This window comes from Microbulbifer mixtoriginis (SeqCode), assembly GCF_052467945.1.
Genome location: NZ_CP174328.1, coordinates 2,664,912 through 2,690,468, shown reverse-complemented (window position 1 = coordinate 2,690,468; position 25,557 = coordinate 2,664,912). Strand labels below are relative to the sequence as shown.

General features: G+C 53.5%; 25 protein-coding genes. 20 read left to right on the top strand and 5 right to left on the bottom strand.

The features are described 5' to 3' along the window. The first annotated feature begins 37 nt into the window (after nt 1-37). From fabZ to rnhB, 4 genes are all read left to right on the top strand, one after another. Nucleotides 38-475 (top strand): 3-hydroxyacyl-ACP dehydratase FabZ, encoded by a 438-nt coding sequence (gene fabZ, locus ACJJIJ_RS11840; protein WP_252082651.1) that lies wholly within the window; start codon nt 38-40, stop codon nt 473-475. Nucleotides 476-590: 115 nt separating this feature from the next. After that, nucleotides 591-1,370: an acyl-ACP--UDP-N-acetylglucosamine O-acyltransferase gene (gene lpxA / locus ACJJIJ_RS11835; RefSeq protein WP_444884183.1), complete on the top strand. Its 780-nt coding sequence runs from the start codon at nt 591-593 to the stop codon at nt 1,368-1,370. A gap of 114 nt (nt 1,371-1,484) precedes the next feature. Beyond that, complete coding sequence (gene lpxB, locus ACJJIJ_RS11830) at nt 1,485-2,633, top strand: lipid-A-disaccharide synthase (RefSeq protein WP_252082646.1); 1,149 nt, start codon at nt 1,485-1,487, stop codon at nt 2,631-2,633. Between the two features lie 16 nt (nt 2,634-2,649). Then, a complete protein-coding gene (rnhB, locus tag ACJJIJ_RS11825; RefSeq protein WP_444884185.1) occupies nt 2,650-3,267 on the top strand; it encodes a ribonuclease HII in 618 nt (205 codons plus the stop codon). Between the two features lie 23 nt (nt 3,268-3,290). On the opposite strand, the gene ACJJIJ_RS11820 is transcribed toward rnhB, so the two are convergent. Together ACJJIJ_RS11820 and ACJJIJ_RS11815 are read right to left on the bottom strand one after the other, a co-directional pair. Next, a complete protein-coding gene (locus tag ACJJIJ_RS11820; protein WP_444937487.1) occupies nt 3,291-4,565 on the bottom strand; it encodes an HlyC/CorC family transporter in 1,275 nt (424 codons plus the stop codon). A 219-nt stretch (nt 4,566-4,784) separates the two neighbouring features. After that, nucleotides 4,785-5,585, bottom strand: a complete 801-nt coding sequence (locus ACJJIJ_RS11815; protein ID WP_444937486.1) for a cytochrome C assembly family protein — start codon at nt 5,583-5,585, stop codon at nt 4,785-4,787. A gap of 206 nt (nt 5,586-5,791) precedes the next feature. On the opposite strand from ACJJIJ_RS11815, the gene ffh reads away from it, so the two are divergent. From ffh to ACJJIJ_RS11785, 6 genes are all read left to right on the top strand, one after another. Next, nucleotides 5,792-7,210: a signal recognition particle protein gene (gene ffh / locus ACJJIJ_RS11810; protein ID WP_252082643.1), complete on the top strand. Its 1,419-nt coding sequence runs from the start codon at nt 5,792-5,794 to the stop codon at nt 7,208-7,210. 155 nt (nt 7,211-7,365) lie between these two features. Further along, nucleotides 7,366-7,605 carry a 30S ribosomal protein S16 gene (rpsP, locus tag ACJJIJ_RS11805; protein WP_226648429.1) on the top strand — a complete coding sequence of 80 codons (240 nt, stop codon included), beginning with the start codon at nt 7,366-7,368 and terminating at the stop codon, nt 7,603-7,605. A gap of 22 nt (nt 7,606-7,627) precedes the next feature. Beyond that, complete coding sequence (gene rimM / locus ACJJIJ_RS11800; RefSeq protein ID WP_444886821.1) at nt 7,628-8,167, top strand: ribosome maturation factor RimM; 540 nt, start codon at nt 7,628-7,630, stop codon at nt 8,165-8,167. A gap of 11 nt (nt 8,168-8,178) precedes the next feature. Further along, a complete protein-coding gene (trmD, locus tag ACJJIJ_RS11795; RefSeq protein WP_444910166.1) occupies nt 8,179-8,943 on the top strand; it encodes a tRNA (guanosine(37)-N1)-methyltransferase TrmD in 765 nt (254 codons plus the stop codon). A gap of 74 nt (nt 8,944-9,017) precedes the next feature. Continuing rightward, on the top strand, nt 9,018-9,374 hold the full coding sequence (gene rplS / locus ACJJIJ_RS11790) for a 50S ribosomal protein L19 (protein WP_286037023.1): 357 nt from the start codon (nt 9,018-9,020) through the stop codon (nt 9,372-9,374). 350 nt (nt 9,375-9,724) lie between these two features. Continuing rightward, nucleotides 9,725-10,477, top strand: a complete 753-nt coding sequence (locus tag ACJJIJ_RS11785) for a DsbC family protein (RefSeq protein WP_252082637.1) — start codon at nt 9,725-9,727, stop codon at nt 10,475-10,477. Nucleotides 10,478-10,522: 45 nt separating this feature from the next. On the opposite strand, the gene aspA is transcribed toward ACJJIJ_RS11785, so the two are convergent. The 3 genes from aspA to ACJJIJ_RS11770 form a co-directional block, all read right to left on the bottom strand. Beyond that, nucleotides 10,523-11,989 carry an aspartate ammonia-lyase gene (gene aspA, locus ACJJIJ_RS11780; RefSeq protein ID WP_444937485.1) on the bottom strand — a complete coding sequence of 489 codons (1,467 nt, stop codon included), beginning with the start codon at nt 11,987-11,989 and terminating at the stop codon, nt 10,523-10,525. 128 nt (nt 11,990-12,117) lie between these two features. After that, the gene (locus ACJJIJ_RS11775; protein ID WP_444889747.1) at nt 12,118-12,930 is read right to left on the bottom strand and encodes a helix-turn-helix domain-containing protein; all 813 of its coding nucleotides are present in this window, start codon (nt 12,928-12,930) and stop codon (nt 12,118-12,120) included. 161 nt (nt 12,931-13,091) lie between these two features. Continuing rightward, nucleotides 13,092-14,099 (bottom strand): asparaginase, encoded by a 1,008-nt coding sequence (locus ACJJIJ_RS11770; RefSeq protein ID WP_252082632.1) that lies wholly within the window; start codon nt 14,097-14,099, stop codon nt 13,092-13,094. Between the two features lie 384 nt (nt 14,100-14,483). On the opposite strand from ACJJIJ_RS11770, the gene ACJJIJ_RS11765 reads away from it, so the two are divergent. The 10 genes from ACJJIJ_RS11765 to ACJJIJ_RS11720 all read left to right on the top strand — a co-directional run bounded on the left by ACJJIJ_RS11765 (nt 14,484) and on the right by ACJJIJ_RS11720 (nt 25,425). Then, a complete protein-coding gene (locus ACJJIJ_RS11765) occupies nt 14,484-15,806 on the top strand; it encodes a homoserine dehydrogenase (protein WP_444939582.1) in 1,323 nt (440 codons plus the stop codon). Nucleotides 15,807-15,899: 93 nt separating this feature from the next. Continuing rightward, a complete protein-coding gene (thrC, locus tag ACJJIJ_RS11760) occupies nt 15,900-17,312 on the top strand; it encodes a threonine synthase (RefSeq protein ID WP_444937484.1) in 1,413 nt (470 codons plus the stop codon). A 49-nt stretch (nt 17,313-17,361) separates the two neighbouring features. After that, complete coding sequence (gene recJ, locus ACJJIJ_RS11755) at nt 17,362-19,089, top strand: single-stranded-DNA-specific exonuclease RecJ (protein ID WP_444937483.1); 1,728 nt, start codon at nt 17,362-17,364, stop codon at nt 19,087-19,089. 77 nt (nt 19,090-19,166) lie between these two features. Next, entirely contained in the window at nt 19,167-20,078 is a 912-nt protein-coding gene (locus tag ACJJIJ_RS11750; protein ID WP_252082623.1) for a DMT family transporter, read from the top strand. Between the two features lie 9 nt (nt 20,079-20,087). Beyond that, nucleotides 20,088-20,708 carry a LysE family translocator gene (locus ACJJIJ_RS11745; protein ID WP_444889752.1) on the top strand — a complete coding sequence of 207 codons (621 nt, stop codon included), beginning with the start codon at nt 20,088-20,090 and terminating at the stop codon, nt 20,706-20,708. A gap of 33 nt (nt 20,709-20,741) precedes the next feature. Further along, nucleotides 20,742-21,191, top strand: coding sequence for a hypothetical protein (locus ACJJIJ_RS11740; RefSeq protein WP_444937482.1), 450 nt, complete (start codon nt 20,742-20,744; stop codon nt 21,189-21,191). A 37-nt stretch (nt 21,192-21,228) separates the two neighbouring features. Beyond that, nucleotides 21,229-21,624 carry a MerR family transcriptional regulator gene (locus tag ACJJIJ_RS11735; RefSeq protein ID WP_252082617.1) on the top strand — a complete coding sequence of 132 codons (396 nt, stop codon included), beginning with the start codon at nt 21,229-21,231 and terminating at the stop codon, nt 21,622-21,624. A gap of 100 nt (nt 21,625-21,724) precedes the next feature. After that, nucleotides 21,725-22,820 (top strand): peptide chain release factor 2 gene (gene prfB, locus ACJJIJ_RS11730; protein WP_152452532.1). Its coding sequence is split into 2 segments (ribosomal slippage): nt 21,725-21,796 and nt 21,798-22,820, totalling 1,095 coding nucleotides; the frame shifts between segments, so codons are not numbered across the junction. Between the two features lie 84 nt (nt 22,821-22,904). Continuing rightward, nucleotides 22,905-24,389, top strand: a complete 1,485-nt coding sequence (gene lysS / locus ACJJIJ_RS11725; RefSeq protein WP_444937481.1) for a lysine--tRNA ligase — start codon at nt 22,905-22,907, stop codon at nt 24,387-24,389. Nucleotides 24,390-24,558: 169 nt separating this feature from the next. Beyond that, nucleotides 24,559-25,425, top strand: coding sequence for a hypothetical protein (locus tag ACJJIJ_RS11720; protein ID WP_444937480.1), 867 nt, complete (start codon nt 24,559-24,561; stop codon nt 25,423-25,425). The last annotated feature ends 132 nt before the right edge of the window (nt 25,426-25,557 follow it).

The window sequence follows — 25,557 nt, the reverse complement described above, 5'->3', positions numbered from 1 at the left end:
GTTTAACGCCCCGAAGTGGTTTCTGGGGGCATTTGGAATGATGGATGTAACTGAGATTCGCGAGTACCTGCCACATCGCTATCCGTTTTTATTGGTCGATCGTGTCGTTGAACTCGAGGAAGGGAAGTTTATTAAGGGGTATAAAAATATCTCTATTAATGAGGAGCTGTTTAACGGTCACTTTCCACAGATGCCGATTTTCCCCGGTGTTATGATCGTTGAGGCTCTGGCCCAGGTTTCAGGAATTCTCGGCTTCAAAACATTTGGAAAGAAGCCTGAGGATGGCTACCTGTACCTGTTTGGTGGTGTCGACAAGGCGCGCTTTAAGCGTCAGGTGGTCCCTGGGGACAGGCTGGACCTGATGTCTGAAGCAGTTTCAGTGCGCCGTAATATCTGGAAGTTTTCCTGTAAAGCCAGTGTCGATGGTGAGCTTGCGGCCTCTGCAGATCTTCTGTGTGCGGTGAAGCAGGTTTAATGCGCTTATTCGTCACTTGATGTGGCTGCTAAGGTGCTTTTGATAACTCTTCCAGTTGTTGTTTATTTGAAGTTGTAGTGTCCGAAGTGTCGCTACCTGAGGAGTAGATTCCAGAATGCAGACAAATATCCACCCCACAGCTATTATCGATCCGACGGCGGTTATCGGTTCCGGGGTGAGTATCGGAGCCTATTCCATAGTTGGCGCCGATGTGGAACTCGGTGATGGCTGTGAAATTGCTTCACATGTTGTATTGAGTGGGCCCACTAAGCTCGGAAAAAATAACCGTATTTACCAGTTTGCCTCGATAGGTCAAGATACGCCGGACAAAAAATATCAAGGCGAGCAGACCACCCTGGTAATTGGCGATAACAATGTTATTCGTGAGGGCGTAACCATCCACCGGGGCACTGTGCAGGATCGTGGGGAAACCACTATCGGCAGTGATAACCTGATTATGGCCTATGCCCATATTGGTCATGATAGTGTTGTCGGTAATCACACCATTCTCGTTAATAATGTGGGACTCGCCGGCCACGTAATAGTAAAAGATTGGGCGATCCTCAGCGGGTACAGTCTTGTACATCAGCATTGCACCATTGGTGAGCACGCTTTCCTGGGGATGGGCGCAGCGATTGGCAAAGATGTGCCGGCTTATGTCATGGTGGCTGGGAATCCGGCAGAGGCCAAGACTATTAATGCGGAGGGGTTGCGTCGTAGAGGTTTTTCCCGCGAGGATATCTCTCTAATCAACAAGGCATACAAAACGGTCTACCGGCGTGGCCTCACTCTGCAAGAGGCTGTCCAGGCCCTTACGGAACTGCGTGAGCAGTCCCCTGTAATTCAGCCTTGGATTGATTCCCTGCAGACTTCCTCTCGCGGAATTGTCCGCTAAGCACAACCATTTGCGGGAAGTGCTGTTATTGTGCACTTCCTGATTTAGTCTTTTCATATCTTAATCGGTATCTATGAAAATTGAGCCATTTCCACTCTGGGGGAATTGTTAGGCGTGTCAGAAAATAATAAGCCGGTTCGTATTGGTATTGTTGTCGGTGAGGCCTCTGGAGATATCCTCGGTGCAGGTCTTATTGACTCCCTGCAAAAGCGCCTCCCGGGAATTCAGTTTGAAGGGATTGCCGGTCCGCGTATGCAGGCTTTGGGGGCGAAATCCCTTTTTCCAATGGAGCGCCTCTCGGTGATGGGATTGGTTGAGCCGCTAAAACGATTGCCAGAATTATTAAAAATTCGCCGCACTCTGCGCGAGCACTTCACTGAAAATCCGCCGGACCTTTTTATCGGCATCGACTCACCAGATTTTAACTTGTCTTTGGAGGAGTCCCTCAAGGCCGAAGGGGTTCGCACTGTGCACTATGTCAGCCCTTCAGTGTGGGCGTGGCGGCAGGGGCGAATAAAAAAGATTGCTCGTGCTATTGACCATATGCTCACCTTGCTGCCTTTTGAGGCTGCTTTTTATCGTGAAAACCACGTGCCGGTGACTTTTGTGGGGCATCCGTTAGCGGATGATATTCCTCTGCAGGTTAGCAATGTTGCAGAGCGCAAAGAGCTGGGTCTCACAGTTGATGACCGTGTTATTGCGCTGTTACCGGGTAGCCGAGGTGGGGAAGTGCGTTTGCTTGGGCCACTATTTTTGCAGACGGCTCGCTGGTGTTACCAACGCCATCCCGATCTCAAATTTGTATTGCCGGCAGCAAATGAGCAGCGTTTAGCCGAATTGCGGGAGCAGCTAAAGGATTTTCCGGAACTGCCTGTCACGATATTAGAGGGAGATTCACACAAGGCGCTCAGTGTGTCGGATGCTGTGTTAATTGCTTCAGGAACGGCAACGTTAGAAACCATGCTATTGAAAAAGCCTATGGTGGTTGCCTATAAACTGGGCAAAATTACTTACGCTATCGTCTCTCGTATGCTGCACACGCCCTGGGTTTCTCTGCCCAACTTGCTGGCACAAAGGGAGCTGGTGCCGGAAATTCTGCAGAGTGATGCGACCCCGGAGAATCTCGGAGCGGCGTTGATGCGCTATTTTGAAGATCCACTACTGGGTGATCAGTTGCAGCGCGAATTTGACGATCTTCACCAGCAATTGCGTCGAAATGCCTCTGAGCGGGCAGCCGATGCTATCTGTGCTCTTTTGAAGTAATCGGGTTTTATAAACCATGAGTGTTAAAAAAGAATTACCTCCGTACATCTGTCCTTATAAAGGTGATCTTCTCGCTGGAGTCGATGAAGTTGGCCGTGGCCCATTGGCTGGAGATGTAGTGGCGGCTGCAGTAATTCTCGATCCAGCAGAGCCCATTTTGGGGCTGGCTGACTCCAAAAAACTTAGTGAGAAAAAACGAGAGTCGCTCTTTGAGGAAATTTGTGAGCGTGCGTTGAGTTTTTCTATTGCTCGTGCAACCGTCGAAGAAATTGATCAGATCAATATTCTGCAGGCGAGTTTATTAGCAATGCGCCGTGCAGTGGAGCAGTTGCCACTACAGCCTGAGTTTGTGTTAGTAGATGGTAATAAAAGACCGGACTGGTCTTATCCCTGCGATACTGTGATTAAGGGGGATGGTCGCGTTGCCGCCATTGCTGCGGCCTCAATTTTGGCCAAAGTGACCCGTGATCGAGAGATGGTGGAGTTGGATGCACGCTACCCAGGTTATGGATTGGCTGGCCACAAAGGTTATCCCACTAAAGCTCATATGCAGGCCCTGGAAGAATTGGGTCCCAGCCCACTGCACCGGGTGAGTTTTGCCCCGGTAAGGAAACTCTTAGAGGATATTGCTTAAACCCAAGGTTGTAGAGCGCTTGACTAGCGCTCAATTTTTTTGATCCTGGCTCTGATAATCATTTTGTCGGACACCTCTTCAATTTCCACTTGGTAATTATTGAGGATGAATAAACTGATATTGCCATCTGGGATGCTTTCAAGATGCTCCATAAGGAGACCGTTGAAGGTCTTTGGTCCGTCGGTGGTCAGGTCCCAATTTAGCGTGCGGTTGATATCCCGGATAGAGGTTCCACCCTCAATCATATACCAGCCGCCTTCCATGGCGACAATTTCCTCATCGTCGCTGGGAACTGGGCTCGCGGTGAAGTCGCCGACAATTTCCTCCAGTAGATCTTCTAAAGTTACGATCCCCATAACCTCCCCGTATTCGTCCACAACCAAGCCCATGCGGCGCTTGGTTTTCTGGAAGTTCATTAGCAGGGTGGGCAGTGGGGTCGCCTCGGGTACAAAGTAAGGTTCACCGGTAAAGGACTTGAGACGTTCAGCTGTGAGCTTGTCTGGGCCGTCTCGCAGTATCTGTGCGGCGCGACGCAGGTGCAAAATACCCACTACCTGATTGATATCTCCCCGGTATACCGGCAGGCGGGTGTAAGTACTCTCTGCCAGTTGTTGGAGAATCTGATCGGCGCTGTTTTCCAGGTCGATTCCCATGACCTCGTTGCGCGGGATCATAATGTCTTCCACTGTGGCCTGGTCCAGGTCCAGCACATTGAGAAGCATGCCTTTGTGCTTGCTGGGAAGCAGGGCGCCAGATTCGAACACCACTGTTCTAAGTTCCTCGGGCGCTAGGTGTTCTGCCTCGTTGCCAGCAGTTGCTTCAACGCCTACCAGGCGCGCAAGTCCATTGGATATGCTGCCGACGAGTAATACAAACGGTGTCAGAAGCCATTGCAGTGGGCGTAAAATTAGCGATGCAGGAAATGCCACTCTCTCCGGGTGAAGAGCGGCAATGGTTTTTGGGGTGACTTCCGCAAAAATAAGAATAACGATTGTGAGAGCGCCGGTAGCGTAGAAGAGGCCGGCATCGCCGTACAGTTGAGTAAAGACAGCACCGGCAATTACTGAGGCCAGGATATTGACCAGATTATTGCCAATCAGGATAACGCCGATCAGCTTGTCCGGTCGGGCAAGCAGTTCCATGGCCCGCTTGGCGCCGCGGTGACCGCTCTTGGCCTGGTGGCGCAGGCGGTAGCGGTTCAGCGCCATCATGCTGGTTTCGGAGCTGGAAAAGAAAGCCGATATCACAATCAGCAGGGCAAGCAGGCTAAACAGCAGGCCCGGGGGCATCTCGTTCAAGGGAGAACTCTTTTTATTTCTGAGCGGAGATATTGAAACAGAACGGCTACCTCCGCAAGTTTTCCGGTCACTTATAAACCTAAATAAACCCGGTAAAGGCTATAGGGGCGGTTGAGGAGATCAAGGGGTGTTTGGTCTCCTCCCTGAAAATGGCACTTGTGAGCGAATGTCAGTGCCGTTTGCTTATACTCGACTTTAAACGGCTCCTCTTTAGTATTCTTAGCCGCGCTGAAGGATAACCTCAATAACCAACTTACTACCAAAGTAGGCCAGCATTAGTGCAGCAAAGGCACACAGAGTCCAACGCACGGCAGTGTTACCGCGCCAACCCCACTGCCAATGCCCCCAAAGAAGAATACTGTAAAGCACCCAGGCGAGCAGGGAGAGCACTGTCTTGTGTAGGGGGCCCTGCTCAAAAAGGTTACCCACAAAGATAAATCCGGTAATCAGGGAGGCAGTTAACAGTAATTGGCCGAAAGCAATTAACCCAAAGAGTAATGACTCCATGCTTTGCAGGGGGGGGAGCAGGCGCATGGCACCCACTGGCCGATGGTTGTGTAGCTGCTGGTTCAGGTAATAAAGGTAGATGGCCTGTAGGGTTGCAAGAGTAAGTAGGGAGTAGGCGGAGATTGATAGCAGCGCGTGTATGGCAATCCCAGAAGATAACTGTTGGTGTGGTGCAACGCCTCCCCAGGTGTGGGACACGGTCAGTTCGGTGAGTGCTCCTAACGGGGCAAAAATCAGTATCAACAAGGTTAGTGGTCGATTCACCGCTAGGATAAGCAGCAATAAGTTCACCACCCAGGTGATTAATGACAGCATTGCTAACAGATCAAAGCGATAGCCTGCTGAGGAAAACAGTGTCTGCGCAAGGGATATTGCGTGGGTGGCCAGGGCTCCGGCGAGCAGGCCCAGGAGCAGTTTACGATCGGGCTGTTGGGCGCGGGCAAGGGCCCTGGCCGCGACAATGGTGGTAGCTATATATAGCGCGATGGCCGTCCAGTGGGCGAATGCCGCCATTGGTTAGATCCGTATCTTCTAAGCAGTGGAGGAGGAGTGTGTCACAGCACGCTTTAACAGGGAAGATCTGGTGATATTTCGGCTGTGACGGGACCTGAGCTATACTGCCGCGCCTCAGAGTGGGAGTTTGGAGATACTCCCCAAAAAAATTTCGCGGCCCTCCGCACCGGGGTCCTGTCCGCAATCGGAGAAATCGAGACGAATTTATGTTCGATAACCTGAGTGACCGCTTATCGGCGGCCCTAAAAAAAGTCACCGGCAAGGCCCGTCTGACCGATGACAATATCCGCGATACCCTGCGTGAAGTGCGCAAAGCGCTGCTTGAGGCGGATGTCGCTCTGCCAGTCGTGAAGGCCTTTGTACAGCAAGTGCGCACAGCCGCTGTTGGGCAGAAGGTTAGCAAGGCCCTGAACCCAGGGCAGCAGTTCGTCAAGATTGTTCAGGATGAGCTGGTTAAGGTGATGGGTGCTGCTGCAGAGCCGCTCAACCTTGCAGTTCAGCCCCCCGCTGTGATTTTGATGGCGGGCCTTCAGGGGGCCGGTAAAACCACCAGTGTTGCCAAGCTAGCCAAATACCTGCAGGAGCGGGAAAAGAAGAAAGTTATGGTGGTGAGTGCGGACGTGTATCGCCCCGCAGCCATCAAGCAGCTGGAAACTCTGGCAGGTGAAGTGGGCGCACTGTTCCATGCTTCAACTCCTGATCAGAAGCCCCTGGATATTGCCAAGGGTGCAGTGGATGCGGCGCGAAAGCAATTTGCCGATGTACTGATTGTCGATACCGCGGGTCGTCTGCATATTGACAGTCAGCTGATGGATGAAATCCGCGAGCTGCACAGTGAGTTGGATCCCGCAGAAACCCTGTTTGTTATCGACGCAATGATCGGTCAGGATGCGGTAAATACCGCCAGCGCCTTCAATGAGGCCCTGCCACTGACCGGGGTTATTCTGACTAAGGCAGATGGTGATGCACGCGGTGGTGCGGCACTCTCTGTGCGCCATGTTACTGGCAAGCCGATCAAGTTTATCGGTGTTGGTGAAAAGACCGACGCCCTGGAAACCTTCCACCCGGACCGTATCGCCTCCCGTATCCTGGGTATGGGCGACATTCTGTCTCTGATTGAAGAAGCAGAGCAGAAGATCGATAAAGAGAAAGCCGAAAAGCTGGTTAAGAAGGTCCAGAAAGGTAAAGGCTTTGACCTGGAAGACTTGCGCGACCAGTTGCAGCAAATGCAAAACATGGGTGGCTTTGGCTCCCTGTTGGAGAAAATGCCCGGCATGGGTGGTGTGGCGCAGGCCGCACAACAGGCCGACATGGGTAAAGAATTTAAGCGTATGGACGCCCTGATTTCCTCCATGACGCCGGCCGAACGCCGCAATCCTGACCTTCTTAACGGTTCGCGCAAGCGCCGTATCGTCGCCGGCTCCGGCACCCAGCTGCAAGACCTCAATCGCTTGCTTAAACAGCATAAGCAGATGGGCAAGATGATGAAAAAGCTCAAGGGCGGCGGTATGGGCAAGATGATGCGCGGCCTCGGTGGAATGACCGGGGGTGGTGGTCTGCCCGGAGGTCTCGGCGGAATGGGCGGTATGCCCGGTGGTCTGCCCCCCGGATTCAAGAAAAAGTAAGGGTTTTCGGGGCTCTGAGGGCCCTAGGAATCGCTATACAAATCTCTGGCGGTACATTAGAATACGCCGCCTTTCAGCCGGGTGAGCTGCCGGCAGAGATGTTTGGGTGACAGCTTATTGCTGTCGCCAAGTGTTAAAAAATACAGGAAAGTTACATGGTAACCATTCGTTTGGCTCGTGGCGGTGCTAAAAAACGCCCGTTCTATCACCTGACCGTAACCGACAGCCGCAAGTCTCGCGACGGTCGATTCATTGAGCGTGTTGGCTTCTTCAACCCGGTTGCCCGTGGCCAGGAAGAGCGTCTGCGCATTGATCGTGAGCGTGTTGACTACTGGCTGGGTCACGGTGCTCAGGTTTCTGATCGCGTCAGCAAGCTGCTGAAAGAATCTGCTTAATTTGCGCGTAAGTGGTGCTCCTGTGACAGATAACGGAAAACCTTCCGAAGAGTTGGTCACGGTTGGGCGCGTTACTACCGTTTATGGTGTGCGCGGCTGGGTCAAGGTTCACTCCTATACCGAGCCGATGGACAACATCCTGCAGTTCCCTAATTGGCGCTTGCAGGGGCCGAAAGGTTGGGAAGCTCTCGAAATTGACGCTGGTAAGCGTCACGGTAAGGGCTTAATAGTACATGTGAAAGGCATTGATGACCGCGATTTGGCGGCTCGACTTTGCCAGCGCGATATAGCTGTAGCTCGTGAACTGATGCCTGAGCTTGAGCGGGGTGAGTATTACTGGCACCAGCTCGAGGGATTAAAGGTTGTCAGCCATTTCGATGGCGAAGATCACGACTTTGGTATCGTCGCTCGCATGATGGAAACTGGCGCCAACGATGTAATGGTGGTGCGCGGTGGAGCGGATAAGCGCGAGCGCTTGATTCCCTATCTGCCGGATCAGTTTATAACCAATATTGACCTGGAAGCCGGTGTAATAACCGTCGACTGGGACCCAGCTTTTTAAGGCGCTGAGCGATGACTAAAAAAATCGCTCTGGTAAGCATTTTTCCGGAGATGTTTGCTGCATTGACCGAGTATGGTGTCAGCGGTCGGGCCGTCAAAGATGGCCTGTTGGAAGTACGCTGCTGGAACCCTCGGGATTTCACCAGTGACAAGCATCGCACTGTGGATGATCGCCCTTATGGCGGTGGTCCCGGAATGGTGATGATGGCTGAACCCCTTTATCAGTCCCTGCAGGCCGCGCGCGCCTGGGCTGGGGAAGAGGGCGAAGCTGTACGCACTATCTACCTGTCTCCGCAGGGACAGCAACTGGATCAGCGCGGGGTCGAAAACCTCTCTGGCGCTGGCAATCTGGTTTTGTTGGCCGGGCGTTACGAAGGGGTAGATGAGCGTATCGTCGAATCAATGATCGACGAGGAGTGGTCCATTGGTGACTATGTCCTAAGTGGTGGTGAACTGGCTGCTATGGTGTTGGTGGATACCATTACACGGCTGATTCCCGGCGCGCTAGGGCACGACCAGTCGGCGGTTGAGGATTCATTCTCCTCGGGTTTGCTCGACTGTCCCCACTATACCCGGCCCGAACAGTACCGGGGTGTGGCGGTACCGGAAGTGTTGCTCTCGGGCAACCACGAAAGAATACGCCGCTGGCGCCTGAAGCAGGCACTGGCGCGCACACAGCAGCGTCGACCCGACCTTTTGGATGGGCTGGAGCTGAACAAGGAGCAGAAGCAACTGTTGGAAGAAATTCGACAGGAGTGGAAATCCGATAAAACTTGATGCCGGATTCGCCGGGAGGCGGGAGTAGTTCGGTGAACTAGCTGAGAAGCTACATAAACTCTATTTGGGAGCAAATCCAAATGACTAACAAAATTATCCAGCAGCTGGAGCAGGAACAGCTGAAGAGCGAAGTACCTCCCTTCGCGCCGGGCGACACTGTAATCGTTCAAGTGAAAGTAAAAGAAGGTAACCGCGAGCGTCTGCAGGCGTTCGAAGGTGTGGTAATCGGCAAGCGCAACCGCGGCCTGAACTCCTCCTTTACCGTGCGTAAAATCTCCCACGGTGTTGGTGTTGAGCGTACTTTCCAGACTCACAGCCCGCTGGTTGACAGCATCAAGGTTAAGCGTCGTGGTGACGTACGCCAGGCTAAACTCTACTACCTGCGCAGCCTGACTGGTAAAGCCGCACGTATTAAAGAGAAGCTTAACTAAGCACCTCTCATACAGCTCGCAGAAAAGCCGGGGTTATTCTCCGGCTTTTTTGTATCCGTAGTCTTCCCTTTATGGCCAGTCATGTGCCAAGCCCGAAAGGCTGAATCGCTCATGGAAGTGCATTTGAACTTCTGGCATCACGCTTCTCCCTTTGTCCCCGACAGTTACGCTATCTACCCCTGTATCCTTTAGATCAGCGCACAACTTGGGAGTTTGTACGTAGTGTCCAGTGCCTGAATATGTTAAAACGCGCCATGTGGATCTGAAATGGCATATAGCTGCCATACTGGCTGGAACTGAAGGCCGACGTTTGAGTCGAACCTCATTGAGAATTTAAGGAGCAATCGGTAATGATGCTTATCAAGAAGCCGCTGGCGCTCGCTGGAGTGCTGCTCGGTCTGCTTGGCCCAGCGGCCCTTGCAGAGGTCGACGCAAACGTTGCGAAGACAATCAAAGCCCGCCTTGAGGCAAGTAACCCCAAGCCTACTTATGGTGAAGTGCGTGAGACCCCGATCGAGGGGCTCTACGAAGTAGAGCTTGACGGTGGTAGCAGTACTCTGTTTGTCTCAGCCGATGGCAACCATTTTATTCTGGGGGACCTGTTCCAGGCTAAGACTGGCGGAGGTTTTGCGAACCTCTCTGAGGGGCGCCGGGCAACTCGCCGGGCCAAGGTGATGGAAACCCAAAGCATCGACGATATGATCGTCTTCTCGCCCAAAGGCGAGACCAAAGCGCGTATCTATGTTTTCACCGATGTCGACTGTGGCTATTGCCGCAAGTTGCACCAGGATGTTCCTGAGCTGAACAAGCGCGGGATCGAAGTAAGATATTTGGCATTCCCGCGCGGCGGCCTGCAATCTCTGGGTTATCGCAAGCTCGCTACTGCCTGGTGTGCCGATGACACCAATAAAACGCTCACCGCATTGAAGAACCGCGAAAACGTGCCTTTGCAGGTCTGCAATAACAACCCGGTTGCCGCCCAATATAAATTGGGTAACGAGGTGATCGATGTACGCGGCACGCCCACTATTGTGATGGAGGATGGCAGGGTTGTGCCCGGTTATCTGCCTCCAGCCACTCTAATTAAAGAGCTGGGTATTTAAGATCAGCGGAAGAAAGCGGCCTCTCTAAAGCGGCCGCTTTTTTATCTAAGTCGGGCTCTTCAATGCTACTTTACGTGGCTGAGTCATATTCTCTGGAGCGAGAATATCATTTAACTCCTCCTCACTTAGTAACCCCTCATCCAAAATCAACTGCTTGACGCTCGCGCCCGTCATCAATGCTTGCTGGGCAATACGAGTGGCATTTTCGTAGCCGATAAACGGATTTACCGCGGTGATCAGGCCGATACTGTTTTCTACCAACTGCCGGGAATGCTCTTCATTCGCGCTGATGCCATTGACACAGCGTTGAGCCAAGGTATGCATGGCTTGGGTCATTAAGCGCATAGACTGTAGCAAGTTGAAGGCGATAACTGGTTCCATGACATTTAACTGCAGCTGGCCCGATTCCGCTGCCAAGGTGATTGTCAGGTCGTTACCGATTACTTGGTAGGCCACCTGGTTGACCACCTCGGGAATTACTGGATTTACCTTACCAGGCATAATGGAGGAGCCTGGCTGCATCGGTGGCAGATTGATTTCATTGAGACCTGCGCGAGGGCCGCTGGAGAGAAGGCGTAGGTCGCTGCAGATCTTTGAAATTTTTACTGCGATACGTTTCATTACCCCGGAAAACATGACGAAGGCACCCATATCAGAAGTGGCCTCTACTAGATTTTCCGCGCAGACAAAGTCGATGCTGGAAATTTCAGACAGTGCCGATACAACCAGTTGACGATATTGCGGGTCGGTATTAATACCTGTACCGATTGCGGTGCCGCCCATATTGATTTCTTTAAACAGGGCTACTAGCTCTTTAACCCGAGCGACATCTTCACGAATGGTTGCAGCAAAAGCGGCAAACTCCTGCCCCAGGGTCATGGGTACTGCATCCTGTAGCTGGGTGCGGCCCATTTTAATAACCTGTGCAAATTCCTTGGCTTTGCCATCAAATTCGATACACAGCTCCTCCATAGACTGCACCAGGTCGTTGTAGCTGAGCAGGACTGCTAGGTTGATGGAGGAGGGGTAAACATCGTTGGTGGATTGCGATAGGTTTACATGGTTGTTGGGGTGAGCGTTTTTGTATTCACCCTTATTGTGGCCGAGCAATTCCAGCGCGCGATTGGCAATTACTTCATTGGCGTTCATATTGGTGGAGGTGCCGGCACCGCCTTGAATCATGTCCACCAGGAATTGATCGTGCAGCTTGCCTTCAATAATTTCATCGCAGGCTTTGGCAATTGCCACTTCCAGGTTCTTTTCTAAGTAGCCGAGTTCGCAGTTGGCATGAGCCGCAGCCTTCTTCACCATGGCCAGCGCTTTGACCAAGTTAGGGAAGTGGTTGAGGGTGATACCAGTAATTTGGAAGTTTTCCAGGGCGCGCAGGGTTTGAATGCCAAAATAGACATCGGCCGGTACTTCGCGCTCTCCGAGCAAATCTTTTTCGATGCGGTATTCACTACTGGTAGTGAATACCGGCATGGGTTTTAGGGTGTGGAAATCGTTTGTCATGGTACTTCTGCTTTCTCTTCATCTGCATAGGGGCAAGTGCACCAATAACCAGGATTAACCTGGGTTACGGGGTGCCCGTGGTTGTTATCATTTGGGCCTCTTGGTTGGGCCTTAATAGAAATTCATGCTTAAAGTGGAGTGGCAAAAAAACTCTGTGGACCTTCAGTGTTTGAGGCTCGGATATTTTCGCGAATACTGCGATTGATCTCATCGGAATCCGGGCCAAATACCCCGCACAGTTTTAATGCGTTTTTGATGCTGATATTACGTCCAAGAGATTCCAGCAATACTTTTGTACATACGGGTTCGCGCCGGTCACTGGCAGAGGCGCCCAGCTTGAGGCCGGATAAATAACTCACTCGGCTTTTATAGGTGGGATAGAGGATTGTCTGGGCGATTTCGTTGCGTGTCAGCGCTTCGTAGCCAATCAAAAATATACGCTCCGAGAGAAAAAGCAGCATGCCTTTGTAGCGGGACTTGTACCACTCCTCCCTATCTGGATAGCGCATGCGCTCGAAGCGCTGGAAGTAATATCCTTCCCCATCGGACTCGATATGCAGCAGGCTGCGAATAATATGATCGGGAAAAGTCATCGAGTAGTGATATTCAAAGTAAAAGCCCAGGTATTTATCAGCGCGCCCCTGTGACTCCCGCATTAGCAAGTCAATATCCATAGAGTAGGGGCGGGAGGGTTCGACAGTCGTAGCGGTGCGGCGTACCCGAACAATTTGCTCAAACTGTTCGGCGGGCATCAGAATTTCATGGGGTTCAACACCAAAGAAGTGGCAGATTTTACTGAGAGTGTACTGTGAGGGCTGAGTATTACCGCTGAGGTATTTATTAAATTGTGCTCGGTTCACACCCATGCGCCGACACACCTCGGCGATGGAGCGATAGAAACTGCACAGCAGGCGTAAGTTTTGTGAAAAATTATTGCTCATCAAGGAGTATCTGCTTCTGGTCTAAATGCCCAGTATTTTCCTATAAACTAATACCTGGCCACATTTGGTCGCCCGATAAAAAACCGTCGGGATTTATATCTGAAACGATAGGCTGGCAGAATTTCTTCTGCGCATTGCTCAATAAATCCCGTTTGATTTTGTTAGGGGGTGCATTCCCCGCATAAGGGTGTTTCCATTAAGTCTTTAACTTCACTGTTGGTATAGTTCATGGCTAGCAGATGATTCAATTTGGCATAGCAGGCTTCGCTGGTCATATCCAGGCCACCGATCACACCGGCGCGCAGTAGTGCCGAGCCGGCAGCGTACTTACCGAGATCCACATGGTTTTCCAGGCATTGTGATACCGCCACACAAATAATTCCCAGCTCTGTAGCTCTGGTAAGCTGCTCGGTAAATGCCTGATTGTCGGTGGGGGCATTGCCGGTACCGTAGGTTTCAATCACTATACCGCGTGGGCGTGCTTCAATAACTTTACTGAGAAACAGCGGAGTAATTCCGGGGAATAGTTTCACCAATACAACGCTGCCATCGGCGTTATCGGGGATTTCAAACTGCGGTGTGTCTCCGTGCATCAATAAAGCATTAGGATCGATATGCACCTGGATGCCCACTTCGCCGAGGCTCGGATAATTGGGGCTGGAGAAGGCATCCAGTGAGCCGGAGCTAACTTTTACCGCACGGTTGCCGCGTAACAGCTTGCCGTTAAAGTAGAGGCAGACCTCTCCGATACTATCGGAACCGCTCAACAGCAAGGCGGCGATTAAATTGTTATAAGCGTCGCTGCGCATTTCCCGCAAGGGGATCTGAGAGCCGGTTACCACTACCGGTTTGGCCAGTCCCTGTAGGGCGAAGGACAGCGCGGAGGCGGTATAAGCCATAGTATCGGTGCCGTGCAGCACAACGAAGCCTGTGTAGTGGCTATAGTTGTCGCGTATCAGGGCGGCGATGCGGTACCAGTCCTGGGGTTGCATATTGGCGCTGTCGAGGAGCGGGTCGAGGGCCTGGAAGTCATAGCTCGGTAGTTGGCCGATCACATCCTGTAGCAGGCGCTGCAGGGCACCTTCAAGATCGGCGTCCGGCACATAGCCGGATTCACTGCGGCGCATTCCCAGGGTTCCGCCAGTATAAAGGATAAGGGTTTTTTTCATCACTCGACCGCTATCTGAGTCCGTTTTTCAGTGCGCCCATTTTTTGGAAAAGGCGCGGTGGATGCAATTTCGCAGGTTGCTGGTACCTGATGCTAGTAGATGCACTTATAGCATCTACTGAGGATGGCTCCTATTTCAAGGAGTTCTTTTGGGTGACAAAAGTTTCGTTTACCCCATCGTTGAGGGTGGAGTCTAGCTGGCGCAATTTTATTGACTTTTTTGCTTTCAGCTCGGTAAGGTTGTCGATATTTTGTTAATTTTATTTGTTTTTATTGCGTCTTCTCCTGGTGTGGCATTTTAGGTTGGGATGCATTGCCGGGGGCCTACGCGCGGAGGGAATTTGTGAGCGCAACAATTGAAGACGTCGCAGAGGCGGCGGATCAGATGCCTGCGGTAGAGCCGCAGCGTGCAGTGCGTATTGGTGTTTGCGGTTTGGGCACGGTGGGCAGCGGAACAATCAATGTCCTGGCGCGCAATGGAAACGAAGTGGCCGCGCGTTGTGGCCGTTCGGTAGTGATTGAGCAGGTCGGGGCCCGCCGCGACAACCCTGATTGCGATACCAGCGAGCTGGATGTTACCCGCGATATCTTCGATGTCGCCAACAACCCCAATGTTGATATTTTGGTGGAGCTGATTGGCGGCACCACGGTAGCGCGCGAGCTGGTCCTGGTGGCAATTGAAAACGGCAAGCATGTGGTGACCGCGAACAAGGCACTGATCGCCGAGCACGGTAATGAGCTGTTTGAACTGGCCGCACAAAAGGGGGTCACCATTGCCTATGAAGCGGCTGTGGCCGGTGGCATCCCTATTATTAAATCTCTGCGCGAGGGCCTGGTAGGCAACCGTATCGAGTGGCTCGCCGGTATTATTAATGGCACCGGAAATTATATCCTCACTGAAATGCGCGAGAAGGGGCGCAGTTTTGATGAGGCTCTGGTTCAGGCACAGGCTCTGGGATATGCAGAAGCAGACCCGACCTTCGATGTAGAAGGCATCGATGCTGCGCACAAGCTGGTAATTATGGCCTCCCTGGCTTTCACTATCCCGCTTGCCTTCGACAAGGTATATACCGAGGGTATCAGCCGCATTTGTCCGGAGGATATCCGCTATGCCGATGAACTCGGCTATCGCATTAAACATCTGGGCATCGCGCGCCGCACAGAGCAGGGGGTGGAACTGCGGGTACATCCAACCTTGATTCCCCAGCGTCGCCTGATCGCGAATGTAAATGGTGTGATGAATGCGGTGCTGGTCAACGGCGATGCGGTAGGCCCAACGCTGTATTACGGCGCAGGCGCCGGTGCCGAAGCTACAGCCTCGGCAGTGATTGCCGATATTGCCGATGTGGCGCGCACCCTGGATGCCAAACCGGATCAGCGGGTACCGGCTGCCGGGGTTGCCTTGGCAGAGCAGGGCGATACCCTGGTGTTGCCGGAGGAAGAAGTGGTCACCAGCTATTACCTGCGTATTTCCGCTCACGACAAGCCCGGAGTTATGTCCAAAGTGGCAACCATTTGCAGCGATCAGGGCATCAGCATTGAGGCCCTGATTCAGCACGAACCGGTGGATGGGGAAGAGCTGGTTCCTGTGGTTATCCTCACCAGCCGTGCTAGGGAGGCCTGCCTCCGCGAGGCGGTTGCGCAAATTGAGGCCCTGGATACGGTTGAAGGGGAAGTGGTGCGTATTCGCGTGGAGAGCCTCGGCTGACGCCTTCCCCCTATTGCTACATGGCGCCACTCTCTAATTGAATTGGCGCCAATTTTCTTTATTGCCCACGAGATCCAAGAGCGAAACAACACCGTGAAATTTGTCAGCACCCGCGGCCGCGCGCCGTCTCTTTCTTTTGCCGATACCGTCCTCACCGGGCTTGCCAGCGATGGCGGTCTCTATGTGCCCGAGTCACTGCCGCAATTTTCCCGTGAGGAAATCGCGGCTATGGCGGGTATGGATTACCAGCAGTTGGCTTTTGAAATTATCCGGCCGTTTGTGGGAGAGGATCTTAGTGAGCGGGAGCTGCGCAATATTATTGAGCGCTCCTATGGTCTGGGGCAGGGTCAGTTTCGTCACAGGGCGGTGGCGCCCTTGGTACAGACCGATACCAACGAATGGATTCTGGAGCTTTTCCACGGCCCGACTCTGGCCTTTAAAGATTTTGCCCTGCAGTTTCTCGGTCAGTTGTTCGACCACCTGCTGAAAAAGCGCGGTGAGCGCGTAGTGGTGATGGGGGCTACTTCCGGGGATACCGGTTCGGCGGCGATTGAAGGCTGCCGCCACTGCGACAATATCGATATTTTTATTTTGCACCCCCACAACCGGGTCTCAGAGGTGCAGCGCCGGCAGATGACCACGGTGCTGTCAGACAATGTGTTCAATATCGCCATGGAAGGTAATTTCGACGATTGCCAGAATATGGTGAAGGCCAGCTTTGCCAACCAGTCCTTTTTGCCCGATGGGCGCCGCTTGGTGGCGGTGAACTCCATTAATTGGGCGCGTATTATGGCGCAGATTGTCTACTACTTTTACGCGGCCTTGCGCCTGGGCGCACCAGATAAAACGGTAAATTTCTCCGTGCCCACCGGCAACTTCGGCGATATTTTTGCCGGTTACCTGGCGAAGCAGATGGGTTTGCCAATCGACCAATTGGTGATCGCTACCAATGCCAACGATATTCTGCACCGCTGCATCAGTGATAACGACCACACGCCCAAACCACTGATACACAGCCTGTCGCCCAGCATGGATATCATGGTGTCGAGCAATTTTGAGCGCCTGCTGTTTGATCTCTACGGCCGCGATGGTGCCGCAGTGGCGAAGTTGCTGGCAGATCGCAGTGTACCTATGCACTTGAGCGAATCGGCCCTGGCGCAGGCCCAAAAGACATTTTCCAGCTGCCGGGTCGATGATGCGCGTACTATTGAGGTGATTCGTGAGCAGTACCAGGCGACCGGCTATCTGCTCGATCCCCATACCGCTATTGGTGTCGAGGCCGCAAGAAGGGTGCGCCGCTCTGCTGAGCAGCCAATGGTTTGCTTATCCACTGCACACCCGGCAAAATTCCCCGATGCTGTGGCGCAAGCACTGCCACAAACTAAAATTCCCTTACCGGCCCATATGCAGGACCTCTGGCAACGCGAAGAGCGATTCAAGGTGCTGCCCAACGACTTGTCCCAGGTGCACGACTATATGGCGACCATGCTGTCCGAAGGGCACTAGCTGGCGCAGCGAGGGACTTGGCGGCCGGATTAAAAATAGCTGAGAGAGAATGAATACAACAATTCAGCGGCGGCCAGTGGATTTTTCCACTGGCCGTTTTGCTTCTGAAACCCCAAAAATTTTGCAGAGAGTGTTGCTCGGTCGCGGGATCGTCAGCGAGGAGGCCCTGGACCACAGTCTCGCCAAGTTGCAGCAACCCCAGTCGATGCGGGGGCTGGATACAGCGGTGACACTGCTGGTGGAAGCCGTGCGAGTGCAACAGAAGATCTTGATCGTCGGTGACTTCGATGCCGATGGTGCCACGAGCAGCACGCTTGCCGTACTGGCACTGGGGGCCATGGGAGCGCCGGGCGTGGACTTCCTGGTGCCGAACCGCTTCGATTTTGGTTACGGCCTCACCCCGGAAATCGTAGAGGTAGCCAAGGATTACGCCCCGGATATGCTGATTACCGTGGATAACGGCATCAGTAGTATTGATGGGGTGGCGGCGGCCAAGGCCGCAGGTATGACAGTGATCGTAACCGATCACCACCTGCCCGGCAGCGAGCTGCCGGATGCCGATGCCATTGTGAACCCGAACCAGCCGAACTGTGATTTCCCCAGTAAGAATCTCGCCGGTGTGGGAGTTATCTTTTACCTTTTGAGTCGTCTACGCAGTGCCCTGCAGGAATGCGGTTGGTTTGCGCAGAGCGGTATCGCTCCGCCGAATATGGCTGAATATCTCGATTTGGTAGCGCTCGGCACTGTCGCTGACCTGGTGCCGCTGGATCACAACAACCGCATTCTGGTGCACCAGGGTATCGCCCGTATTCGTTCCGGGCGCTGCCGACCCGGTATTTCCGCTTTATTAGAGGTGGCCGGGCGAGACCAACGCAGGCTTTCCACCACCGATATTGGTTTTATCCTGGGGCCGCGTATCAATGCGGCCGGGCGCCTGGATGATATTGGCACAGGCATCCGCTGCCTCCTGACCCGCGATCCCAGTGAAGCCCGTGAGTTGGCGGGGGAGCTGGATATGCTCAACCGGGACCGCAAGGCCATAGAGCAGGGTATGCAGCGGGAAGCTCTAGCGGCGTTGGAAGAACTGCAGCTGGAGGGGGAAATTCCCTGGAGCCTGTGTCTCTACGATGCCAATTGGCATCAAGGGGTGGTGGGTATTCTTGCCAGTCGTATCAAGGAGAAATTCCACCGCCCGGTAATTGCCTTTGCCGAAGGGGATAACGACCTGGTAAAAGGCTCGGCGCGTTCCATACCCGGCTTGCATATCCGCGATGCCCTGAGCGATGTGGCCGCAGCCAATCCTGAGCTGATCAGTAAATTCGGCGGTCATGCCATGGCCGCAGGGTTGAGTCTGCCTGCACAAAACCTCGATGCTTTCCGGGCGGAGTTTGAACGAGTGGTGCGCAAGCGCCTGGATGAGAATCAATTGCAGGCCGTGATCGATTCCGATGGTGAATTGGATATTGCAGACTACACCCTGCAAATCGCGGCCCTGTTGCGTGCCTGTGCCCCCTGGGGGCAGGCGTTTCCCGAGCCGGTCTTCGATGGCGAGTTTCTATTGCTTCAGCAACGCATTGTCGGCGAGCGGCACCTGAAAATGGTGGTCGCTCCGCTGCAGGCGCCACAGCTGGCCCTTGATGCCATTGCTTTTAATATAGATACAGACCAGTGGCCGCAGCCCACCGAGCGAGTGCGCCTGGCTTACAAGTTAGACGTCAATGAATTTCGTGGGCGCGAATCCCTGCAATTAATGGTGAGCCTGCTGGAGGCTATATAGGAGCACCTTTCGGAAAGTTGTGAATTGCTTGGAGCTTGTTCACAGCAGTAATAAAACGTGGTTGGAAGTAAAAAGTAGTGAAACGTAAACAAGTCCAGGCCGAAGTCCTGCTGTTATTAGCCGCTCTTTTCTGGGGCGTCGCCTTTGTGCCACAAAAGATCGCCATGGCAGATATTGAGCCGTTGGCGTTCAATGCCTGGCGCTTTATCCTCGGCGGCCTTATTTTAGTGCCCATCGTTTATTGGCTATCTTCGCGCAGAGATGCCCAACCTGGCGAGGCGAACGGGCATACCGTTAGCCACCGCTGGAGAGCCTGTTTACCCGGCGGTGCTCTACTCGGTTTTTGGTTGTTCCTAGGTGCGGCGCTGCAACAGATCAGCCTGCTCTACACCACTGCTGGCCGCGCTGGTTTTATCACCGGGTTTTACCTCTTGTTGGTGCCGGTTATCGGTTTGTCCCTCGGGCATAAAACCAATCGCTGGACTTGGGGCGGTATTGGCCTGGCTTTATTTGGCCTCTACTGGCTGGCGGACTTCAGTGAAGAATCTCAGTTAGTTGGCGACCTGATGGTATTTGCCAGTGCTTTTGTCTTTGCCATTCAGGTGCTCTCTGCGGATCGCTTGGTGAAACGCTACGATGCACTGCGTCTGGCCTGTATTCAGTTTCTGGTCTGTGGTCTGTTGTCGGCCCTGGCGTCGCTCTTCACCGAGCAGGCAACGATACAGTCCGCTATGGATGCGGCCTGGCCGATCGCCTACATGATGATTTTCTCCACTGCGCTGGCATTTACTTTCCAGTTGTTGGCTCAGCGCCATGCGGCACCATCCCACGCCACGGTGATTATGAGCCTGGAGGCGGTGTTTGCTCTAGCGGCAGGCTGGTTATTCCTTAATGAGATGCTTAACACCACAGAATTGATTGGCTGTGGCCTGATGCTGGCTGGGATGCTGGTAAGCCATTATGGGAACCACAGTGGTACCCATCACTAGGAAAATACAATGGAATTGTCTGTACTCGCGCTTTTTGTCCCCGCCAGCTTTTTTGCCTCGGTAACCCCGGGACTGTGCATGATGCTGGCCCTAAGCCTTGGTATTACGGTGGGGGTGCGCCACACTCTGTGGATGATGGTTGGCGAGCTGGTAGGAGTAGCGCTAGTGGCCTTGGCTACGGTGCTCGGTGCGGCGGTGGTAATGGTGCAGTATCCCACTGTATTTCAGCTATTTAAATACTGCGGCGGTGCCTACCTCGCCTGGATGGGCATACAGATGTGGCGTTCCCGGGGGCAGCTGGCTTCTCTTGATGCGGCACAGGGGCGCGCCCGGCCCTCCGCAAAAGCGCTGATTGTTCAGGGGTTTATTACTGCGGTTGCAAATCCTAAGGGGTGGGCCTTCTTTATTGCTCTGTTGCCGCCCTTCATCAACCAAAGCAAGCCCTTGGCACCGCAGCTCTCTGTGTTGATCGCCACCATACTGTTGCTGGAAACCTTGTGTTTGCTGATTTACGCTGGGGGTGGTCAGGCCCTCAGTCGCCTGCTGGAACGCGCTGAAAATGTACGTTTAATTAACCGTATTTCCGGTACTTTGTTGTTATTGGTGGGAGCCTGGCTGGCGCTGTCTTAAGCTGGGTGGCCATTGCTTTATGGAGGAAGTGTAATGGTGAAAATAAAATTGTCTGCTCTGCTGGTGCTGACTTTACTGGCTGTGGCGGCCTGCGGTGGAGCCAAGGAGGAAAAGGCTATGGAAAATCAGGTAGAGAATACCCCGGGCTCCAGTCAGCCAGAGGTGACGTCCAACCCTCCCGCAGCTAGGTCGGGTGAACTGGTTTGGGTCTATCGCAAGAGTGGCCGCAAGCAGTGTGAGGGCGGTGGCATGACTTTACAGCAGAGTCAGGCCAAGTTACGGGAAAATGGTTTGATGGTGCAGGAATCCCGCTGCGGTGTGCGCACAGATCGAATGTTTCCGGCTGTCTGTGGTGCGCCCACAGGGGATATATTGTTGCACTTGATCAGTATGGATGCTCTGGATGCCGCCCTGGAGCTGGGTTACGACCCCGCCGAAAAGATGCAGTATCAATTTTCCCAGTGCCGGGATAACAGCGCTTAAGGGTAAACTCTAGTGGTCAATAGGTTGGGAGTTGGCAGTGAATATTTCTCAGGCGGCACAGCATTCGGGGCTCAGTAGTAAGGCCCTGCGCCACTATGAATCGATCGGTTTGGTGTCTCCCGCGCGCAAGGCCAATGGCTACCGCCATTACACCGAGGACAATCTGGAGACCTTGCGCTTTATCCAGCGCGCTCGCGCCTGCGGCTTCTCCATAGAGGAGGTACGCACTCTGTTGGGGCTTAAGGGTAATCCCGAGCGACACAGCCGTGAAACCAAGCAGTTGGTGCACGAAAAACTCTCCATGCTAGAAACCCAGTTGCGCGATATGCTGGCGATGCGTGAAACCCTACATTCGTTTGTCGACAGTTGTGCCGGTGATGACTCACCGGACTGCGCGATTTTGCAGCAGTTATCCGGCCAGTTTGGCAAATAGGGATTTTGCGCAATTTACAGCGGCTGGCTGACTGGAAGGACCCCCGCGCGCTGCGGTAGAATGCGCGCCGCTTTTTATTTTGTCCGGACACCGAAAGTTCATGGAAATCAATCCCCTCCTCAATCAATTAAAAGACCTCGAAGAGCGCACTGACGTTCTTAGGGGGTATCTTTGACTACGCCAGCAAGAAAGAACGCCTTACCGAAGTAGAGTTGGAGCTGGCCGAGCCGAGCGTTTGGGACGACCCCAACCGCGCACAGGAACTTGGGCGCGAGCGTTCCTCCCTGGAAACGGTGGTGAACACCATCGAAAACCTCGACTCCGGCATCGCCGATTGCCGCGAACTACTGGAAATGGCGGTCGAGGAAAATGACGAGGACTCCGTAGGGGAGGTCTCCACCGAGATCGAAGGTCTCCAGCAGCAGTTGGGAGTTCTGGAATTCCGCCGTATGTTCTCCGGCGAGAACGACGAGAATAATGCCTACCTGGATATTCAGGCCGGCTCCGGTGGCACCGAAGCCCAGGATTGGGCGGAAATGATTTTACGTATGTACCTGCGCTGGGGTGAAGCCCACGGCTTCAAGACCACCCTGGAAGAGGTCTCCGCAGGGGAAGTGGCCGGCATCAAGAGTGCCACCATACATTTTGCCGGCGACCACGCTTTCGGCTGGTTGCGCACAGAAACCGGCGTACACCGCCTGGTGCGCAAGTCGCCGTTTGATTCCGGCAACCGCCGTCACACTTCTTTCAGCTCGGTATTTGTGTCGCCGGAGATCGATGACAATATCGAGATTGAAATCGACAAATCCCAGGTGCGTGAAGATACCTACCGCGCCTCCGGCGCCGGTGGTCAGCACGTGAACAAAACCGATTCTGCCGTGCGTTTGACCCACACAGAATCCGGCATCGTCGTGCAGTGCCAGAGCGAGCGCTCCCAGCACCAGAACCGCGATAAAGCCTGGAAAATGCTGCGCGCAAAAATGTACGAGCAGGAAATGCTCAAGCGCAACGCAGAGAAGCAGGCCATGGAAGATAGCAAGGCCGACATTGGCTGGGGCAGCCAGATCCGCTCCTACGTGTTGGACGACCAGCGTATCAAGGACCTGCGCACCAGCGTCCAGACCAGCAACTGCCAGGCAGTACTGGACGGAGACCTGGACCAGTTTATCGAAGCCAGCCTCAAAGCCGGCCTCTGATTTAAAGTCTCCACGCTCATCGCGCCCCTCGTCTCTCACTAATGGGACGAGGGGCAATATCACTCACAAAACTGATAGATCACCATGACTGATATCCAGCAAGACGAAAACAAACTGATCGCCGAGCGCCGCACCAAGCTTTCCGCTCTGCGCGAGAAGGGCAATGCTTTCCCCAACAGTTTTCGCCGCGAGAACCTCGCTGCCGACCTGCAAGCTGAGTTCGGCGATAAACAGAAAGAGGAGCTGGAAGAACTGGGTAAACGGGCGTGCGTAGCGGGGCGAATCCTGGCGAAACGCGGCCCCTTTATGGTGATCCAGGATGTGTCTGACCGAATCCAGCTCTATGCTGATAAAGCCGCGCAAAAAGATATTAAAGAACGCTTCGGTGCCTGGGATATCGGCGATATCGTCGGCGTAAAAGGTACACTGCACAAATCCGGCAAGGGTGACCTCTACGTAAATTGTGAAGAGTACAGCCTGCTGACCAAAGCGCTGCGTCCGTTGCCGGAAAAATTCCACGGCATCGCCGACCAGGAAATGCGTTATCGCCAGCGCTACGTGGACCTGATCGCCACGCCGGAAGCCCGCGAAGTGTTCCGTGTGCGCTCCAAGGTTATCGAGTACATCCGCAACTTCCTCAACGGCCAGCAGTTTATGGAAGTGGAAACGCCCATGCTGCAGGTGATTCCCGGTGGTGCCAGCGCGCGTCCGTTCGTCACCCACCACAATGCGCTGGATATTGATATGTATCTGCGTATTGCCCCGGAGCTGTACCTGAAGCGTTTGGTTGTGGGAGGTTTTGAGCGGGTTTACGAGATCAACCGCAACTTCCGCAACGAGGGCCTGTCCACGCGCCACAACCCCGAGTTCACCATGCTCGAGTTCTACCAGGCGTACGCGGACTACAACGATCTGATGGATCTCACCGAGAAGATGCTGCGTGGTATCTGTGAAGATGTGCTGGGCTCCACCACTGTGGATTACCAGGAAAGCAGCTACGACTTCTCCAAGCCGTTCGCCCGTTTGTCTGTGTTCGACTCCATCCTGCACTACAACCCGGAACTGACTGCGGCCGATATCGACAACATCGAATCCGCCCGCGCCGTTGCCGAGAAACTGGACATCCCGCTGAAAGACAGCTGGGGCCTGGGTAAGGTACAGATCGAGATCTTCGAAAAGACCGTAGAGCACCGCCTCGACCAGCCGACTTTTATCACTGAGTACCCAACCGAAGTGTCACCGCTGGCTCGCCGCAACGATAACAACCCGTTTGTCACCGACCGCTTCGAATTCTTCGTTGGCGGCCGCGAGATTGCCAATGGTTTCTCCGAGTTGAACGACGCAGAAGACCAGGCCGAGCGCTTTAAAGCCCAGGTTGCCGAGAAAGATGCCGGTGACGACGAAGCCATGCACTACGACGCTGACTATATCCGTGCACTGGAATACGGCCTGCCGCCCACCGCTGGTGAAGGTATCGGCATCGACCGCCTGGTAATGCTGTTCACCAATTCTCCCTCGATTCGCGACGTACTGCTGTTCCCGCATATGCGCCCGGAAGCGAACGACTAAGCGAACAAAAACGTAAACCCTGCGTACTATCCCAAGTGCCTACAGCTGCCGCGCCATTTCCGGCGCGGTGCTTTCCCTTCGGTCAATTCCCCGCCTGACTGTCGCTATCTATTCTTAATGGATGCTTATTGAGATTGAACCTCGGTAAAACCATTAAATGGAGATGCTCTTGTCAGTAATAAGGGCGGTGGCAATTATTTCTGGATTAATAGCGCTTTTTTTTTCGTGTGCAATTTCAGCCCAATATGCGCCTCAGAGCCGCCCCCCTGCGACAACCGTAGATGACTGGCGCTTTGCGGCCACCCCCTACATTTTTCTGCCACTTCGCACCAAAGGAAAGGCCACAGTGGCGGATACCACTGTGGATGTAGATCTGAACTTAAGAAAAACCCTAGAGCTCCTGAATGCGGCTTTTTCTGTACGTCTGGAAGCTTGGAGAGGACGCTTTGGCCTGGTTTCGGACCTCTATTATGTACACCTCAATTTAAATGAGGGCACAACGATTGCGCCACCCCAAAATCCCCAGTTGGATATAGATGTTGATATCGATGTGAATGTGGATGTTCATCAGGCGTGGGTGGCTGCATTTGGCGCTTACCGGGTACTGCAAGGCTATTTTGGCGAAAGCGAGCGGCGCTATTTTTGGGATATGGGCGTGGGTGTACGTTGGAATCGCCTGAGGCAGGAAGTGAAAGCCCGCGTGGGTATTGATATCGGCAGAATGCCAGAAATCCAAAATCGTTTGGGCGGCCGCAAAAGTTGGTGGGAGCCGACTATTGGTACCCGTGTGGGCTTTGCTGTGAATGACTGCCTGACCCTGGGGGCGCGTACCGAAATCGGCGGTTTTGGAGCTGGTGGTGATGATTTGCAGTGGAATCTATTGGCAGGATTAGACTGGCGCGCCTGGAAAACTACCTCATTGCGCCTGGGCTACCAATATTACAGTATTAATTATTCCGATCGACTTTCTGATGGTCGCTTTGCCTATGATATTACCCAGCATGGACCCTATCTGGCGGTGACTTGGCGCTGGTAAATGGAATAGTTTTTTGTTTCTGCGCTGAGCTTGGTTTCCCTTTATAAATACCTCTTATTAGTGATTAATATCTGTTAAAAAATTTTTCTGTGATCAATTTTTTAAGGTGGGCGCTGGTAAGGAGGTGAAAAT